12 protein-coding genes are annotated in these 17,378 nt (G+C 53.8%); 9 read left to right on the top strand and 3 right to left on the bottom strand.

Annotation, left to right across the window (positions count from 1 at the left end):
* Positions 1-337 precede the first annotated feature (337 nt).
* From FJ147_20685 to FJ147_20705, 5 genes are all read left to right on the top strand, one after another.
* Positions 338-1,147 carry a DUF2145 domain-containing protein gene (locus tag FJ147_20685; protein ID MBM4258299.1) on the top strand — a complete coding sequence of 270 codons (810 nt, stop codon included), beginning with the start codon at positions 338-340 and terminating at the stop codon, positions 1,145-1,147.
* A 180-nt stretch (positions 1,148-1,327) separates the two neighbouring features.
* A complete protein-coding gene (locus tag FJ147_20690) occupies positions 1,328-4,804 on the top strand; it encodes an MFS transporter (GenBank protein MBM4258300.1) in 3,477 nt (1,158 codons plus the stop codon).
* A 69-nt stretch (positions 4,805-4,873) separates the two neighbouring features.
* Positions 4,874-5,557 (top strand): phage shock protein A, encoded by a 684-nt coding sequence (locus FJ147_20695; GenBank protein ID MBM4258301.1) that lies wholly within the window; start codon positions 4,874-4,876, stop codon positions 5,555-5,557.
* A gap of 204 nt (positions 5,558-5,761) precedes the next feature.
* Positions 5,762-7,720, top strand: a complete 1,959-nt coding sequence (locus tag FJ147_20700) for a hypothetical protein (GenBank protein MBM4258302.1) — start codon at positions 5,762-5,764, stop codon at positions 7,718-7,720.
* Positions 7,626-11,990 (top strand): hypothetical protein, encoded by a 4,365-nt coding sequence (locus FJ147_20705; GenBank protein ID MBM4258303.1) that lies wholly within the window; start codon positions 7,626-7,628, stop codon positions 11,988-11,990. Before FJ147_20700 ends, FJ147_20705 begins: the two co-directional genes overlap by 95 nt.
* An 82-nt stretch (positions 11,991-12,072) precedes the next feature.
* On the opposite strand, the gene FJ147_20710 is transcribed toward FJ147_20705, so the two are convergent.
* From FJ147_20710 to FJ147_20720, 3 genes are read right to left on the bottom strand one after another with little or no spacing between them, the layout of a single operon-like run.
* Positions 12,073-12,732, bottom strand: coding sequence for a hypothetical protein (locus tag FJ147_20710; protein ID MBM4258304.1), 660 nt, complete (start codon positions 12,730-12,732; stop codon positions 12,073-12,075).
* Complete coding sequence (locus FJ147_20715; GenBank protein ID MBM4258305.1) at positions 12,629-13,186, bottom strand: methyl-accepting chemotaxis protein; 558 nt, start codon at positions 13,184-13,186, stop codon at positions 12,629-12,631. The genes FJ147_20710 and FJ147_20715 overlap by 104 nt, the downstream gene beginning before the upstream one ends.
* On the bottom strand, positions 13,187-13,522 hold the full coding sequence (locus FJ147_20720; protein MBM4258306.1) for a hypothetical protein: 336 nt from the start codon (positions 13,520-13,522) through the stop codon (positions 13,187-13,189).
* 261 nt (positions 13,523-13,783) lie between these two features.
* Here FJ147_20720 and FJ147_20725 point away from each other — a divergent pair, with 261 nt between their 5' ends.
* From FJ147_20725 to FJ147_20740, 4 genes are all read left to right on the top strand, one after another.
* Entirely contained in the window at positions 13,784-14,536 is a 753-nt protein-coding gene (locus FJ147_20725) for a hypothetical protein (GenBank protein MBM4258307.1), read from the top strand.
* A 139-nt stretch (positions 14,537-14,675) separates the two neighbouring features.
* Positions 14,676-16,484: an ATP-binding protein gene (locus tag FJ147_20730; GenBank protein ID MBM4258308.1), complete on the top strand. Its 1,809-nt coding sequence runs from the start codon at positions 14,676-14,678 to the stop codon at positions 16,482-16,484.
* A gap of 25 nt (positions 16,485-16,509) precedes the next feature.
* Complete coding sequence (locus FJ147_20735) at positions 16,510-17,031, top strand: hypothetical protein (GenBank protein MBM4258309.1); 522 nt, start codon at positions 16,510-16,512, stop codon at positions 17,029-17,031.
* 86 nt (positions 17,032-17,117) lie between these two features.
* Positions 17,118-17,366, top strand: a complete 249-nt coding sequence (locus FJ147_20740) for a hypothetical protein (GenBank protein MBM4258310.1) — start codon at positions 17,118-17,120, stop codon at positions 17,364-17,366.
* The last annotated feature ends 12 nt before the right edge of the window (positions 17,367-17,378 follow it).

A 17,378-nucleotide genomic window follows, 5' to 3' on the forward strand; every position in this document is an offset into this window, starting at 1 on the left:
ACCGTGTTGCCCCGCCGCTGGGTGGTGGAGCGGTCCTTCGGTTGGCTGGGGCGCTAGCGGCGCTTGTGTCGGGACTTCGAACATACCACCGTTTCCAGTGACGCTATGGTGTACTTGGCCAGTATCCGGCGCACGCTGCGGATGGTGACGACGGAAAATACGAATTAAAAAACACTTTCTTAAGGGGGAAGGCCAGGATGGGGGTTGAAAGTGATACGTTCATACTCGCAGCTTGCGCTAATACCCCCTTCCTAACCTTCCCCCATGACTGGGGGAAGAAACTCAAACACATCTTTCTCATGAGTGTGCATTCGCCATCCATGTCTCAGGAACTCTTATGAAACAGCGACGAGTCGTTATCCAGGTGCTGGCTAGTCTGCTTGTTACAGTTGTGTTCATCACTCCCACCTTTGCTGGTCAATTTTGCACTGAGCAGCCACCGCCTCCCGCAGCCTTGCATAAGGGATTAACCTTGGCCTTCAAAACTCGTGCAGCGCTAGAGGAGTCGGGGGCTCAGGTGGCGGTGCTTGGTCGGATCGGTGCCGATCTGTCTGCCTATCGTTTGCGCTATTCGCATGCCGGATTTGCCTGGCGCGATCATCCTCAGGGACGTTGGCTGGTGGTCCATGAGCTCAACCAGTGCGCGACCGCGCAGTCTCGGCTCTTTGACGAAGGACTGGGCAATTTTTTTCTTGACAGTCCACTTGCCTACGAAGCACTACTGGTGATTCCCTCACCAACTGTTCAGCAAAAGCTCGTCGCAGTGCTTGCGAGTGGCGTGCCCGATCAGTTACACGAGCCTGACTACAGCATGATCGCGTATCCGTGGGAAACACGTTACCAGAACTCCAACCAATGGCTATTGGAAACACTGGCTGCCGCGCTGGCCTCTGACGGTGAGATCAGCACCCGTACCCACGCTCAACACTGGCTGAAGCGGCACGCTTTTACTCCTACGCGTATTCATCTGCCGCCGCTCACGCGTTTAGGCGCACGATTGTTAAGCGCCAACGTGCAGTTTGATGATCATCCCCTCAGCGATCGCCTCGCCGGAACCTATCAGGTTGTGACGGTTGAAGCGGTGGTCGATTACCTGTTGCAACTCGACCCGCAGGCAAGGCAGCAGGTGGTCGGTCTTGAGCAATGAGTACATTCAATGTCTTTCTTTTGGCATAATATGCACATCGGCACATCCACCTCAGCTTTGTCGCGGCATGCTATTTTCCGCGTAACTCTCCGATTTGCCAGGACAATACCAAAGGGAGTACGCTTGGCATGGGGGTTGCGCTTAGCAGTGCAACAACATTCTTAAGAGAGTACAGGGACTATGAAGAACGAGAACCAATTTTCTTTGCTGCGACAGCGACGGTTTGCACCATTTTTCTGGACTCAGTTCCTGGGTGCGTTCAATGACAACGTCTACAAAAATGCGCTGGTGATTTTGTTCGCCTTTCAGGGCGCTGCATTGACCTCGATCGATTCTGATACGCTGATCAACCTGAGTGCAGGTTTGTTCATTCTGCCCTTTTTCTTGTTCTCAGCCACCTGCGGGCAAATCGCCGACAAGTACGAAAAATCCCGTCTGATCCAATACACTGTCGCATTAGAAATCGCCTTGATGGCGCTGGGTGCCGTTGGGTTCTACTTCCAGAACCTTTCGCTGCTGCTCATCTCGCTGTTTCTCGGGGGCGTGCAGTCGACGCTCTTTGGTCCAGTGAAGTACTCTATCCTTCCCCAGCATCTCCGCTCTGAGGAACTCACTGGCGGTAATGGTCTGGTCGAAATGGGCACGTTCGTGGCGATTCTGCTTGGCACCATCCTCGGAGGCATTCTTGTGAGTGTCCAACCGTGGGGAACGATGCTGGTGTCGTTGACGACGATCGGTGTGGCGTGCAGCGGCTGGCTCATAAGCCGTCAGATTCCCCATTCCCCCGCCCCTGATCCAACCCTGAAGATCAATTGGAACGTCTGGGGCGAAACGGTGAACATGCTCAAGCTCACGCGTACAGATCGGACGGTCTTCCTCTCGATCTTGGGCATTTCGTGGTTTTGGTGTTATGGATCGCTCTTTTTGTCGCAGTTCCCCAATTACAGCAAAGAAGTCATCGGTGGCAACGAACAACTGGTGACTCTGTTCTTAACCTGTTTCTCCTTTGGCGTGGGAATCGGCTCACTGCTCTGCGAACGCCTCTCAGGTCATAAAGTGGAAATGGGGCCCGTACCGTTTGGCGCGTTGGGGCTGACCTGGTTCGGCATCGACCTCTTCTTTGCAACTCCTGCTCTCAAAGCTGAGAGCGTTATCGGTGTTACCACTTTCTTACAGACCTTCACAGGCTGGCGCATTGCCGCAGACTTGTTCTTCCTAGGTCTCTTCGGCGGCTTCTTCATCGTTCCCTTGTACGCGCTCATCCAGTTCCGTAGCGATGAGACCTATCGCTCGCGCATTATCGCTGGGAATAATATTATTAACTCTCTCTTCATGGTACTCTCGGCTATCCTCGCAGTTGTCCTGCTTAAGGCCGGGCTCAGCATTCCCCAGCTCCTTCTCGCCTCAGCCCTCTTCAATGCTGTCGTTGCACTCTACATCTTCACCCTCGTTCCTGACTTCTTTGTTCGCTTTAGTCTCTGGCTCTTAACCCACACCATCTATCGCATTCGCATTGTTGGGAGAGACAACGTCCCACTACGTGGTCCGGCGCTGCTCGTCTGTAATCACATGTCGTTCGTGGACGGTTTGTTGGTCGGTGGCTGTGTCCAGCGCTTCATGCGTTTTCTTGTGTACAAACCCATTTATGAACGAAAGGCAATCCACTGGTTCATGCGGCTGATGAACGCGATTCCGGTAGAAAGCGGAAACCGCAAAGTCGTATTGGCCTCGCTCGAACGTGCGCGCGAACAACTCCGTCAGGGTCACGTGGTGTGCATCTTTGCCGAAGGTGCGATCAGTCGCACCGGCAATCTCCTTCCTTTCAAGCGTGGGTTTGAGAAAATCATGCAAGGACTCGACAATGTCCCGATCATTCCCGTGCATCTCGACCGTCTGTGGGGAAGCGTCTTCAGCTTCGAGAATGGTCATTTCTTCTGGAAATGGCCAAAACGATTTCCCTACCCGGTCACTGTCTCCTTCGGCACCCCCTTACCCTCGACTGCCACAGCGGCGCAGGTCCGGCAGACCATCGCAGAACTGGGCAGCGCAGCGGTCGACCATCGCCGCACAAAGAACGACTTGTTACATCTGCGGTTCATTGAGGCCGCCAAGCGCCGTTGGTTTTCTTTCTGTATGGCAGACTCGACTGGTCGGAAGTTATCTTATGGTAAGACACTGATCGGCAGTCTGTTCTTAGCGCGGTGGCTGCAGCGCCAGAGACCACAGGAGCAGAACATCGGGCTTATTCTTCCTGCTTCAGTTGGCGGTGCACTTGCCAACATTGCGACATCACTCGCGGGCAAGGTACCGGTCAACCTCAACTTCACCATCGGTCGTGAAGCGATGGAGCTGGCAATCGAACAGAGCAATCTGCGTACGATTCTCACCTCGCGAACGTTTCTGAGCAAAGCGAAGCTTGATGAGCGTGACGGCATGGTGTTTATCGAGGATCTCTTGAAAGGGATGTCTTCGACCGAGCGTGTGTGGACGGCAATCGTGGCATTTCTCACGCCGACACGGCTTCTGCAGCGCTGGTGGAATCGTCCACAACAAGAGCCGAATTCCCTCGCGACGATTATCTTTTCCAGTGGCAGCACCGGTACCCCGAAAGGCGTGATGTTGTCGCATCACAATATCCTCTCCAACGTTGAATCGATGCAACAAATTTTCACCACCACTGCACAAGATTGCGTGATGGGATCGCTGCCATTTTTCCACTCTTTTGGTTTCACCGGGACCCTGTGGCTGCCACTCGTCGCAGGTTGGCGAGTTGTCTATCATCCCAATCCGCTTGACGCCAAAACACTTGGTGAGATGGTGCAGCAATATCAAGCGACGGTCTTGATTAGCACCCCAACCTTTTACGCTGCGTATCTACGCAAGTGTACAACTGAAGAATTCGCGTCGTTGCGCTATGCGATCGCTGGAGCTGAGAAGCTGCGCCCGGCACTGGCGCAAGCCTTCCGCGAAAAGTATGGCATCGACCTGCTCGAAGGCTATGGTTGCACCGAAATGTCACCGGCGATTGCCGTCAATGTCCCTGATATTAAAGAGGGACATCACAACCAGATTGGCCTCAAATCAGGCAGTGTTGGTCACCCGATTCCTGGAGTCGTAGCGAAAGTGGTCGATCAGGAAACCGGCGACGTGCTTCCCGTCGGTCAGGAAGGGCTGCTCCTCGTCAAAGGTCCTAACCGCATGCTCGGTTACCTTGGCCAGCCGGAGAAGACACGCGAGGTGATTCGCGATGGATGGTATGTCACTGGCGACATCGCCAAACTTGATGAGGACGGCTTTATTCACCTCACGGATCGTCTCTCACGCTTCAGTAAAATTGGCGGTGAGATGGTACCACATCTTCGTATTGAAGAAGCCATTCATCAAATCCTTGGTGAGGCTTCCTGCGTTGTCACCGCAATTCCTGACGAGCAGAAAGGAGAACGGCTCATCGTTCTGTACACCCACACTGAGTACACCCCTGACGTGTTGTGGACACACTTGAACCAAACCGACCTACCCAAGCTGTGGGTACCGAAGCGCGAGCATCTCTTCGCGGTCGAAGCGATCCCAGTGCTTGGCACCGGCAAAGTCGATCTTCGTGCCGTGCGGGTTACCGCACTCTCGTTGGCGGCTTCAGAAACTGTCTGGCAGCGTTAATCATTGTGATTGAAGTCCCGATACTCTTAACCTAGGCCTCTGCTTCAACCAGCAAGAAAGGATTTCCTCATGGCTAACCTCTTCGTACGTATTCATGAGATCATCACCGCCAACATCAACGAAATGATCGACCGCGTTGAAGATCCAGAACGGATGATCAAACAGATGATCCGCGAAATGGAAGAAAGCATCGCGCGCGCCAAAGAGGGTGTTATCGACGCCATCGCCAGTGAGAAACAATTGCAGAAGGATCTCGAACTGCGACGACGTCAATCGACCGAGTGGATGAAGAAGGCAGAGGACGCGCTACACGCCAACAGAGAGGACCTCGCGCGCGCAGCATTGATGCGAAAGAAGGAATACGACAGCATCATTCAGGCATTAGAGCCAGCATGGGAATCGGCGCGAGCGACCAGTGAACACCTAAAAAAGCAATTGCAAGCACTCGAAGCAAAACTCGACGAAGCCAAACGCAAACGGACCATGTTGATTGCCCGGCAGCGTGCAGCCCAGGCGCAGGAATACATGGGCAGTACGATGTCACATTTCAAAGCTGGACTCGCCGCCCACGAGACGTTCACACGCATGGAGGGTCGCGTGTCAGAGATGGAAGCACGGGCCGAGGCCATGAATGAGGTCAACAACCATTCCTCGCAGCTCGAAAAAGAAGTGTCAGCCATGGAGATAGAGTTGGAAGTCGAAAACGAACTCGCCGAGCTGAAGAAGAAGGTTGATGGGGAGCAGATGTCGTAGTCGATTGAGCTAACACTTACCTCCGGCGGAGAGACTCATAAAGATGAAAGTCTGAACGTCTCTCCTCCTCGCTTGACAGGGGGAAGGCCAGGATGGGGGTTAAAACGAACATCGAGGGTTCTCAGTTCACGAACCTCACCCTGGCCCTCTCCTTGACAGGAGAGAGAACCAGCGGTGACTTTTTCTTCAAACTGAAACGCTGATATGGACTTTCTTCTTCTTCTCATCGCCTGGTGGTTCCTCTCTCCGCTCCTTGAACTCTTTTATCGCTACCCGTTTTTCTTCTTTCTTCTGTTGTATGGCTGTATCCGGCTGTATCGTCGCCAGCAAGCAAAGGTTCTCGCCACCGCGCCTTCGCAAACACGGCCAAGCACCCCTGCAGACAACACATTCATCGATTTGCTGATCTTGCGTAATGAACTTGCCCATCAATACGAGAGCGGCAATATCGATCGCGTATTTTATGGGAGGGTCACAGAAGAAATTAATACGCTGTGTGATCACTCTCTCTCCGATCTCTATATCAGGCCTGACAGTCAGCGTTGGCGAGACGGGCGTGAAGCCGCCTGGCAACGGCTGATTACTCAGAAAATTGTTGCTGCGGTTTCCCCTCCCTGGCAGAAGACAAAACTCGTCGAGACCGCACAACAGCTCGCGTTACCGCTCCAACCGCGCGCTTCGCGGCGTCAGACAAAAATCACCCAGCAACTTGATCTGAGCGAGGTACTCACTGCGTCACCTCACGTTCCGCCGATTCCCGCAGTGCCAACGTTACCAGAGGAATCCGCGGCCTTGCTCACACACGCCCCGAAGGGAACCACACCAACAGAAGCATCTCCGGCTTTTCTCTCTAGCGCTACGCCTCCTTCTTCTTCCGACGCTACTGCCGACGCTTGGGCACCAACGCCACCGAGCGTGCTTGAACGCACACTGCGAAGCGTCTCTCGCTGGCCGGCGCTGTTAGTGCCATTTTTGTTGCAAAACATTCTCTGGTTCATCTGTGGGCTGTGCTTCGTCGCGGGCTCGACATTCTTGATTTCCTCAACCAATGGGCAGATGAACACACTGGCCGTGTCTGGCGTGTTGCTCATGTACAGTAGCTTCTTACTGTGGATCGGGTATCGCCTGTGTCGCGGCCGACCAGAACTCATTGCTGGACGGGTCTTGTTAGCGCTGGGGCTTCTGCTGATTCCGCTCAATATCGCGGCGGCCGTGCGCCTTATTACCACTGCTCAGACCACGTCTTGGACAATAGCTGGCTTCCTACTCGCTGCTGTGGAGATGGTAGGGTTTTACTATGCCACTATGTTGGTCTCAGGGGTCATGGATCGCTCTCTCCAGGGTCGCCATCCCCAACTTTTCCTTGCTCTTACTGCCGCTCAGATAATCACCCCGTTACTCACCAGTTATCCCTCTTGGCCTCTTTTAGCTATCACTCACTGTATATTATTCGGGATGCTTGCGTATGGCGTCCAGAAGTTTACGCACGAATGGCTGCACTCAATCCTTGCCGAGCGCAGGACAATCGCGTACTACGCAGTTGGCACGCTCGTCTACGCAGCCGCAGTTTCTTTTGTGCATTCGACCTGGGGACACAGCACTCCCATCACTCTTCCCGCAGGTTACGCTGGTCCGTTCCTCATGGGCATGTGTGGATTACTGTTTTACGTCGATGCACAGCTCAAACACTGGGTACAGCGGTACGCGTTTCTCTCCCGGATAAGTTTTTTTCTCTACGGGCTGTCGATGCTAGCCCTATTGCTCTGCGTCAACGCCCCAGGGGCACGTATCGTCACCCTCTGCTTTGCTATCGTGGTGTACAGCAGCGTGGTCTGGCAATATGCGACCTTTGTCCCATTGGCGATCCTGCTCGCGTGTAGTGGATGGTTATATCAGTCAGTGATTCTGCAACACGTTGACTCGTCTTGGTACTTGCTAGCGAGCCTCCCGGGTCTTGTCGGACTCCTGATGGCTACGCGCTGGCTCCAACGACGTTGGCAGACGTCACTAGTGTCAATCTGTTACTGGACCTGGCTCGCTACGACGGTCGTGGTGTGTGTGGAGCCTCTTGCACTCGCACCCGAGCCTTGTCGCAATGACGACGGCAGCAGTGACAACGGGCCTGGTTTTCACAGGTTTGCAACTGGCACCGCAAAGGCATAGCGAAACGGCGGACGATCAAGCCGCTGCTGACCTTCGTCTGAGTCCCTGGCTCTATACCGTGATGGTGCTTGCTGATTTAACTGTTGCCTATGCCCCGCAACTACCATTCACCAGTTGGGCCGAACTGACGGCCATTGGCCTCGTTCTCCTTGCTGGACTTTGGCTCACGTTCGGTCTCCGGCTCTACCGTATCGGTACGCGCGATGCCCTTTGCCAGGCGGAAATTCTACTGAACAGCGCACTAGGAAACTTCGCCATCGTCCTGGGGCTGACAGCCACACTCGCAGCACCCGACTTTACCCATCATCGCCTACTGCCACTCCTCTTGGTTGCAATCGGGGGTGGGCTCCTCTGGATGAGCCTGGCCTTACGAACCCAAGGGCTGTTCTACGGCACTCTGATCTTATGGGGACTTGCCGGTATTCTCCTCAAACTGACGTACTTCCCTGCACCCAGCACCGGTATCATCCAGATGATCATCGCATTAGCTGTCTGGGGCGTACTGTGGTGGCTAGAACATGAAACAGAGGAAAGCCTCGCGACGCGACAAACTCAGCTCACTGCTCGTGCGCAGCAAAGAGCACCATTCACGTTACTGGGGAAATTCCCAGTCTCTGGAGCGAGAGCCTACCCCACACTCTTGCGGTTCCCTTTACTGCTTGCGACGATCGTCCTGTGGGCACTCGGCGTGTGGCATCTTACCGCGCGGCTGCTGGACAGCCCGCTGAGTTGGAGCTGGGTGGGAGCTGCAGGTCTGAGCGCGGTGGGAGCAGTCCTTGGCGCGGGATACTTCCGCATTGTACAACCGTTTCCACTCGCCTTCGTACTGGGACTTGGGGCATGGCTCGCAACAACCTCGCTGATTGGCCTTTCCCAGGTATCTCACTTAGCGTTCTCCAGTGCATCCTATTCACTACTGGTGTGGTTCACGAGTGTTCTGCTCTTGAAACACCCGCTGACACTACGCCTTGCGTATTTGCTCCACCTCGCTGGCCAACCCCACACGATCGAAGCAGCAGTACACTGGACTGCTGTCGTACACTGTCTTCTCTGTGTGGCCGGGTCGTTGCTCCTCGTCGGCCCGTTCACTCCTGATGTGGCGGTATTTGCTACGTTGGTCTGTGTGACCTTGTTCCTTGGGATCACAGGCTGGTGGTATCGGAACAAAGTCCATGCCTATCTGCTTCTCAGCGTCGTGAGCCTCGCTACGCTCCTGAGTTATAGCTGGATTACACTTCCACTCCATACCAGCGTTTACACCTTGTTCCGCGATCACGATCTTGGACTTCTCGCCAGCGTTCTCGGCGTCATGCTATGGACCAGTGCGTGGGAACTTTCTCTACAAAAAACCCGCCTCAACTCAGAGATCCTGGTGCGTGCCCATCAACTCTATCATAGGCCACTATGTCATGCGGCAGTATTGCTTACAGTGTTCACCATCAACCAAGCGCTTGCCCTGGCCTGGGTTGACGCCGCCCAAGGAGTGAATGTCCAGGCGACGGTAACACTCGTGCTGGCCAGTGCGGTGTTGTTTGCAGCAAGCTCTACTCTTGGCCACACAACCTTGCAGGTTGCGGCTGTGGTGATAGCAGCGCTCGCAGTAGTATGGGGCGAGGCGCTCCTTATGCATCCTGAGACCCCATTCACCCTGTGGCCTGATGGTTCACCGTTCAGTGATCAATGGTTACTGGTGTCTTTCATCTCTGGCAGTCTTGCTCTACTCGCGTACCGTCTACGCCAAACAGCCGCTGGCTCCCTTTATGCACTCCCAGTGACATGGGCGGCTACAATCACCTACGGCTGGGGATTGTTTGGAACAACCGTTCTTTTTGTCAGTGCGCCTCTTCGACCAGACCTGTGCTTGGTACTGACATTTTTATTGTTGATGGCCAGTCTGTTTCCGCTCGTACAATCCTTGACGGAAGCACCTATCATCCGCGGATTCACGCTCCCTCTCCTCGGCACTGCCTGCCTTGTCAGCGCCAGCGCTCTCACAAACGTTACCAGCCATCTCTGGTTAATCGCATTGCTATGGGGATTCACGCTCTGGAGTGCAGCGAATTTTGCGCTACCACGTTGGAACGAACAGTATCGACAGTGGGCAGTAACGCCAGATACCTGGCCGTGGTTTGGCTTAACGGCGGTAAGCTGTGGAGGGCTGATCGATTCCGTACTCAATGTCCCTTATGGGTCTCGATTCGCATTGTTACACAACGCCGGATATCTTCTTGCGTGGGCGGCATATCTGCTGTTGATGTTGCGCCATAGTGCGTGGCCCGGGTTTACGTGGTTAGCCGTTTTCCTGATCATCCGAGTGGGATTTCTTCTCAACTTGACCTGGCCGAATCAGTCCCTCGATCTCAGCGAGAAATCGCTCTTCACCTTTCAGCCGTTGAGTCTCAATATTGGCGTTTTGCTGTGGCTGAACATGCTTTTGTTGCTTGTCCCGTGCTGGCGCAAACACGGAGAAAAATGGGCTACCTTCCTCGGTTGGCGGTATCACAATTTAGTTTCTCCTCTCCTCGTATTGCCAACAGTCTTTTTCCTCTTTCGACTCACAACCCTCGCTAGCTCAGTACTCTTCTTCAGGTCTTTAGGACTACTGACACCATCCCTGGCCACTTGGTCTCCATTGGCTGCCGTCGGCTGCATATTGACCTTGTCATTGCTGCACCTGTGGTGGCACCATCGTCAAACATGGGAAGCTCACGTTCTGTTTGCGGCACTCAGTTGTACTGCTCTGCTTGCCTGGATCGGATATGTCTCCTCAGTTTTTCACTTCCCATTCTTTATCGCGTTGTGGAGTGCTGCGTTGTACGCAGCATCTTCTCTGTGGAACAAGTACAAATGGGGGAATGAAGTTACTGAGCCTCTCCGGCGTGTGATGACCGTATGGGTCGAACCGACACTTGTCGCAGCGATGACAGCACTCGTGTTGGTTCCCGCCCCGCTTCCCGAGCAACTGCTAACGCTTCTGATCCTCATTGACACTGCTGTCGTACTGGGATGGAAGCAACAGCAGCACCGCTGGATCCTTGCTGCGGGGATCATGGCGCTTGTGTTCCTCCATGACTGGCCGCTCTTGTGGGTCCCGTTTTCGCAGATTTCCTTCTTATGGCCGTGGTATGCGTTACAAATGGCACTGGTCTTGTGGCTGCTGGTGTGGCTCACTCAGAGAGTCCAACGTTCCCAGATCGTTCCGACAGGAACCAGCGCAGTTCCGGCCCACAACCAGCAGGAATGGCTTGTTCCACTCTGTTCCTGGCCCTGGAGAGTCACTTGCGGAATCGCCGTAATCGAATGGCTTCTCCACGCCATCTCTCTCTTTGTGACACTTTCTTCTGGCGACACACCAGAATGGCTCAATGGAAAAGCCGATGCAGTTGCTGCCCTAAGTGCTGCTGCTCTACTCGTCGCTTTTGGAGCACGACAAGCGTGGATCACACAACAAGCACGCTGGATGTATACAACCGCAGTTTTCGCTGGCGTCGTGCTGTTCTATATCCGTCTTGTTGTCGTGGGTCTGGCGCCAGCATCAGCATGGGACACAACAGGGCTCATGATCACGGCCTACCTGCTGTTCGCACTCTATCACTTCGTGCGCCTGGAGCCACTCCTCCATGTGGTCATGGTGATGCCATGTCTGCTCTTTGCCACGATTCCCTTTCACCTCGCTTCCCCTCATGCTGGTCTGGCTTTCGTAGCCGCGAGCACCCTCTATCTTCTCACGTATCGAGAAACGGCACGTTCGCTGCCGCTCTATCTCGCACTGGCTGGTGGCAATGCGGCACTGTATCTATGGATTCCGTTGTGGGCAGAGCACTATAACGTCATCCAACTGTATGTGACTCCAGTTGCTGTCAGTGTCCTGTTGCTCGCCCACCTCCATCGTCATGAGCTCAAGGCACCTGTATTAAGCACGATTCGTTTGGCAGCCACAACGACATTGTACGTCAGCACCACCTCCGATGTCTTTTTGCATCAAGGGCTCGGCATCTTTCTCGTCGCCCTCGCCCTCAGTTTTGCCGGGATTTTGTTGGGGATCGCCGTTCGGGTACGCGCCTTTCTCTACACTGGAGTTGCCAGCCTCGTCTGCAACATCGGCTGGCAGTTGATCATGCTGTTCCCGGACCAACGCTTGAGTCAAGCAGTAATTCTGCTCACCCTTGCGGTACTCCTTGCGGGTGCCATGACGTGGTTTAACACCCAGCGTGAGAGCGTGTTGCAACGGGTGCGGATTTTCCGCTCAGACCTGGAAACATGGGCGTGAGCTATGTACGGAAGAGGGAACCGGGAGACATACTTGCTTAACGAGTGCCAAACAGATGGATAGTAGCCATTGCAAATCTGTATTACGCGTGCTTCCCGGTCGACTGCTCAGCTAAGAGCTGTAGGGACTGTCCGACGTGTTGGAGGTTACGTACCGCTTCTTCGACCTGCTTGATGCCGACCGTATTTTGCTGACTGGCAGTACGAATGTTCACAATCGCAGTCGACACTTGGTCAATTCCTACCAGTTGTTGTTGACTCGACACAGCAATCTGAGTGACCGCGTAAGAGGCCTCGACAATACCTTGACTCAACGCACGTATCGATTCTCCAGCTTCGAGCGATTGCTGGACACCGATTTCAACAGTCTTTGCTCCCTGCTCGGTTACCAATACGGCAGCGGTGCTGGCCTTCTTAATTTCACTCAACAGCGACCGAACCTGGGCAGTAGCTTGTTTTGATTGCTCTGCGAGTCGCTTTACTTCGCGTGCGACAATCGTAAAGCCCTTCCCTTGTTCTCCAGCATTCGCGGCTTCGATGGCCGCATTCACCGCCAGCAAATTCGACTGCTCAGCAAGTTCATTTACCGAGGTAATGATGTCACTAATCGCCTGGGTCTGCGTTCCAAGCTGTAGCACGCTATCGGCAATCGAACGGATCTGATCGCGCGCGCGTGAGCCCCGCACGAGCCTGTTCCACCACTTGCTCACCGGCTTGGGCAACGTGGACTGCCTGTTTGGCATTCTCACAAATCTCTTGCGCCTTCTGGCTTGATACGTATGCGGTTTGTTTCACTTCCTCAATCGTCGTTGCTGTCTGAGCAACGGTAGTCGCCGTCTCTGACGTGGCAACTAACAATTGTGCCATGGTATCGACAATTTGATTCACAGCTGTCGCAAGCACCTGCACCCCGGAGGTCACTTCATCGAACTGTTTCTGAAGATTTTCCTCCATGAGCTTGCGTTCTGTCACGTCCGTACCGATCGCATACAGTCGCTGCTGTCCAGGGACTGATTTCGAACGCCACGCTAACCAGCGATAGGATCCGTCTTTACAACGGTAGCGATTTTCAAAATTGGTCTCGTCCTTCCCCTGAGACAAATTTTTCGTTGCTTCAATTGTTGCTTCTTGGTCCTCTGGGTGGGTAAAGGCAAGAAATGGCTGATTCACCATCTCTTCTGGCCGGTATCCCAGCATCTATTGTACTGTCGGACTCACACGCTCAAAAGTCCCATCGAACCGCGCAACACAGAGCATGTCGAGCGACATTGAGAAAAATGGTCGAAAATACTGGTTCTCGCGGGCACGCCGCCCGGTTACGAAGCCAACCAGTCCGAGGACAAGCGGTGCGACATCGATAATCCAATGAAGTGGCTGAGCACGTTGCACGGCGATGATGTCGGCGAGGCTGAAGGTACGACCTAGACCCACAAGCTCCAGCACTGTTGCGCCAAGCGGAAAACAACAGCCAAAGAGGACCCCTGCTACGGTATACTTTGTCACGGTCGACAATCGTTGACTGATCTGGTTCATGTTTGGCCCTATCGCTTTATTGCATTGACGCTCACCGTACAAACGAGCTTCGGGACTCTCTCTGTCGTCAGGAGCACAGCGAGTTCTATCCAGGTATTCCTACGAGAGAATATCGGGTCGAGGGAAAGGAAATTTAACTGGCCCCGAGCGGCTGAGAGGCCGTGCCGTCCTTTCTCCGACTGTGCTAGACTAGCTCTTGGCATTCAGGAACAGTAAGAAGAAGGTGGGGATTTGGATTCGTAACCAGGAGTGGAGGAAACCATGATTTTCGGCAAACTATGGGTGACTCTTCAGGCTCAACTCAATAAGCTCGCCAATTTCTTTTGGGCGTCAGATCCTATCGCACAGATGCAGTATGAGTACGATCAAGCAGTCGAAGAACTCAAGGGTGGACGAGAAGGGGTGGCGCAATATCGCGCCTTAGTCGAACAGGTCATGCGTCGTGTCGCCAACGATAAGGCCCAGGTCGCGAATCTCGAAGCGCGAATCAAAGCCTACCTCCAAGCCGGAGATCGCGAGACCGCCGCCAAACATGCATTAGATCTGCAGAAGGCGAAAACCCAACTTGCCGAGAATGAACACAACCTCAAGATGCACGAAGAAGCCTACGAGAATAACCTCACCAAAATTAAGCATGCCGGTAAGAAACTCGCCGACATCCGCGATAAAATCACCCGTTATGATGCCGAATTGAAAATGAGCCGCGCCGAGGCCGAGATGGCGGAGTTGGCAAATACGTTCAACTTTGATGTCACCACCGATTTTGGACAAATCGAGCAGGTCATTCACGATAAGATCAACTTGAACCGTGCCAAGTCACGCGTCGCCACCGACCTCTCAAGCGAAGGTGTGGCTGACATCAAACGAGAAGAAGCTGTTGAGAAGAACATGGCCGAGCAAGCCTTGCGCGAGTTTGAAACGCAAATGGGCATGGTGACCCCTGAAAGTGCTGGGATCACAGCCAGTCAGAAAGAACTAGGGCCAGCGCAAGTAGAAACGTTGAAACAGAGTTAAGCGAGAGCTGTGACTTCGTACATCGTACGACAAAAGCCTCAAGCTGTGTCATTCTGCGCGAAGCGAAGAATCTTTCAGAGAGACCCTTCACTTCGGTCAGGGTGACAACTCGGCCCAGCCCTAACGGCATGCCGTCTCAATGAGGGCAACAAACTGTATGCCGGAACAACTCTCTTCATCACATCCAGGTCGCAGTACAGCCCTCCCTTCCTGGTACCCAAGTTGGGCACGCGAACTCGCGGATCTATATTTTTCCGGTACAACCTGTGTCTTTGTCCTGCACGGCAACATTCATGATCTTGTCCGCTGTCCCGCAACCACACCGGAAGAAGAAGACAGTTACACCACACTGAGTGAATTCCTGGCGACGCAGGTGTTTGGTGCTTGGGATCTGGTCCTGCACTACGACCTCGGCCGTGGACTGCGCCCGTTCGCCGGTGGGAATAGCAAACGTCAACAGACGATGGGACAGACACTTTCCTCGCGCCTTGGTGAACCTGGCTCGTGGCCACGTGACCCAGAGCAGGTCCTCCTTCTGCTCGACCGCTTTCTAGAGCGTAATCTTTTAGAACCAGACTCCGCGCAACGCAAAAGTGTCGGCTTACTATTTGAGTATGCCTCACATCTCATCCCTGCTGGTGACATCGGCCTGTTAGGTCGGGGGCCAGGAACCAATCTCGTACGCTTCCTTGGCTGGGCACAGAACCCATATATCAAGCGCGTAAACATCGCATTCTGCCTGATCACTGAAAAACTCTCAGAGATCAACTCACGTTTGGTGCAGAATCCACATGTCACCACGATCGAAGTGCCGTTGCCAGCGAAGACCGAACGCGAACAGTTTGCACGCTGGATGAGTCGCACGCAAAATTTCTCTCAACTGACAGACTTTACTCCTGAACAACTCGCTGAGCGCTCGAATGGCCTCAGTTTAGTCAACTTGAACGTGCTACTTTCTCAAGCGAAGCACTCTGATCGTCGCGTCGATGATCGCCAGTTCGGTGAACTCAAGAAAACGCTCATTGAACGCCAATGTCAGAATCTCTTGGAGTTTATCGAACCAGCGCACACGCTTGATCTTGTTGTTGGCCAGCAGGCTGCGAAAGATCGTTTACGTGAGGATGCAGCCCTGATTGCCAGTGGACAATTGGACATCGCGCCAATGGGATACCTATTGTGTGGTCCGGTCGGTACCGGCAAGTCATTCTTGGCAGAATGTTACGCCGGATCGATCGGTATTCCCTGTGTGAAACTGCGCAACTTCCGCTCGAAGTATGTGGGTGAAACCGAAGGCAACCTTGAACAAGTGCTCACGGTTCTGCGTTCGCTCGGGCCAGTCGTCGTTATCATTGATGAAGCTGATGCAGCGCTTGGCAACCGTCAAAGTGAAGGCGATTCCGGCACTTCGAGTCGCGTCTTCTCAATGATCGCCAGCCAGATGGGCGATACGCGCTATCGTGGCAAAATCGTCTGGATGTTACTCACCTCGCGACCAGACCTCCTTCCCATTGACATCAAGCGGCAAGGCCGCGCGGAAGTTCACATTCCAATGTTCTACCCACATGACGACGCCGAGATTCGCGAGATGTTCATCGTCATGGCGCGAAAGAACAAAGTCAAACTTGCACCAGACAACATTCCGGCGATCAGCGCCGACCGTCACCTGAGTGGTGCAGATATTGAGAGCATTATCCTGGGCGCGAAACGCCGAATCCTTGCCACTGGGCAGACGGACTTACAGAAAACCGATCTCGAAGAGGCCGTACGTGATTTCATTCCGTCAGCACAGGGGTTAGAAAAAGAACTACAAGAACTCGCCGCAGTGTTGGAATGTACGCAACTGAACTTCCTTCCTCCTGATCTTCGCACCAAGGTTGCGCAGCCTGGTGGCCGCACCCAGATTCAAGAACGCTTCGTCGCCATCCGCCAGCTATTGAACGAACAGTGATAACGCTACACGATAAGGAGAGGGCATGGCAGCAAGAAAAGCAAAAGCGAAAAAGGCTCCTCGACCAGCGAAAAAGGCCACAGCGGCAAAGAAAAAACCGGTAGCCAAGAAGCCGGTAGTCAAAAAGAAGGTGGCCAAAAAACCCGTGCCCAAGAAAGTCGCGAAAAAGTCGGTTACACGCAAACCCGCCAAGCCACCGGCCAATGCTCGTAAAGTAGCACCGGTACGCACAGCAGTGCAAAAACCAACTGCCTCCCCTCACCGCCCGAGTTGGGTTGACGAACTGACACAAACGCCGCTGATTGATGACTATGCTCGTCAGCTCGAATCGTTCCTGTCAGCTATGGCCGATGGACGTGTCGACGCACACGAAGTAACAAGTCAGGAACAACGCGTTGTCGCTTTGTTAAAGGAAATCGATCCGCAACTTGATGACGCTTTACACAACACAGTCACGCGCTTGCTCTGCGAGTTGACAGCCTATGCAATCATGCAGATGTTGTACGCTATGGAGCAGTCGCGACCGAAAACAGTCTTTCACGGGTAGTATAATTGCAGGGGCGCGGCATGCCGCGCCCCTGTCGGGAACAACGAATCCGATTAGTAATCCTGTAATCGAGGGAGACAACACGTATGGGTGGGGGACCGAAAGCACCATTTTATATTGCTCTTTTGCTGGTCGTCGGCGGGCTTGTGTATTACGCTATGAATCGTAGCGATGTGTTTGCCCCGAGAGGGACGCAAGAAGAACCCACCGGGTCCGGTACTGGCCTGATGAACGAAGAGGAAACACGAGAGGCAGGAAGGAGGAAAGAGCGACACCCGATTTGTTCCGCGGGAGCAAGCAAAGAAGGTCTTGTGAGCGAGCAGCGATGGAGCTAAGAGCGACATAGG

This window comes from Deltaproteobacteria bacterium (genome assembly GCA_016874775.1).
Lineage (GTDB): Bacteria > Desulfobacterota > Binatia > Bin18 > Bin18 > VGTJ01.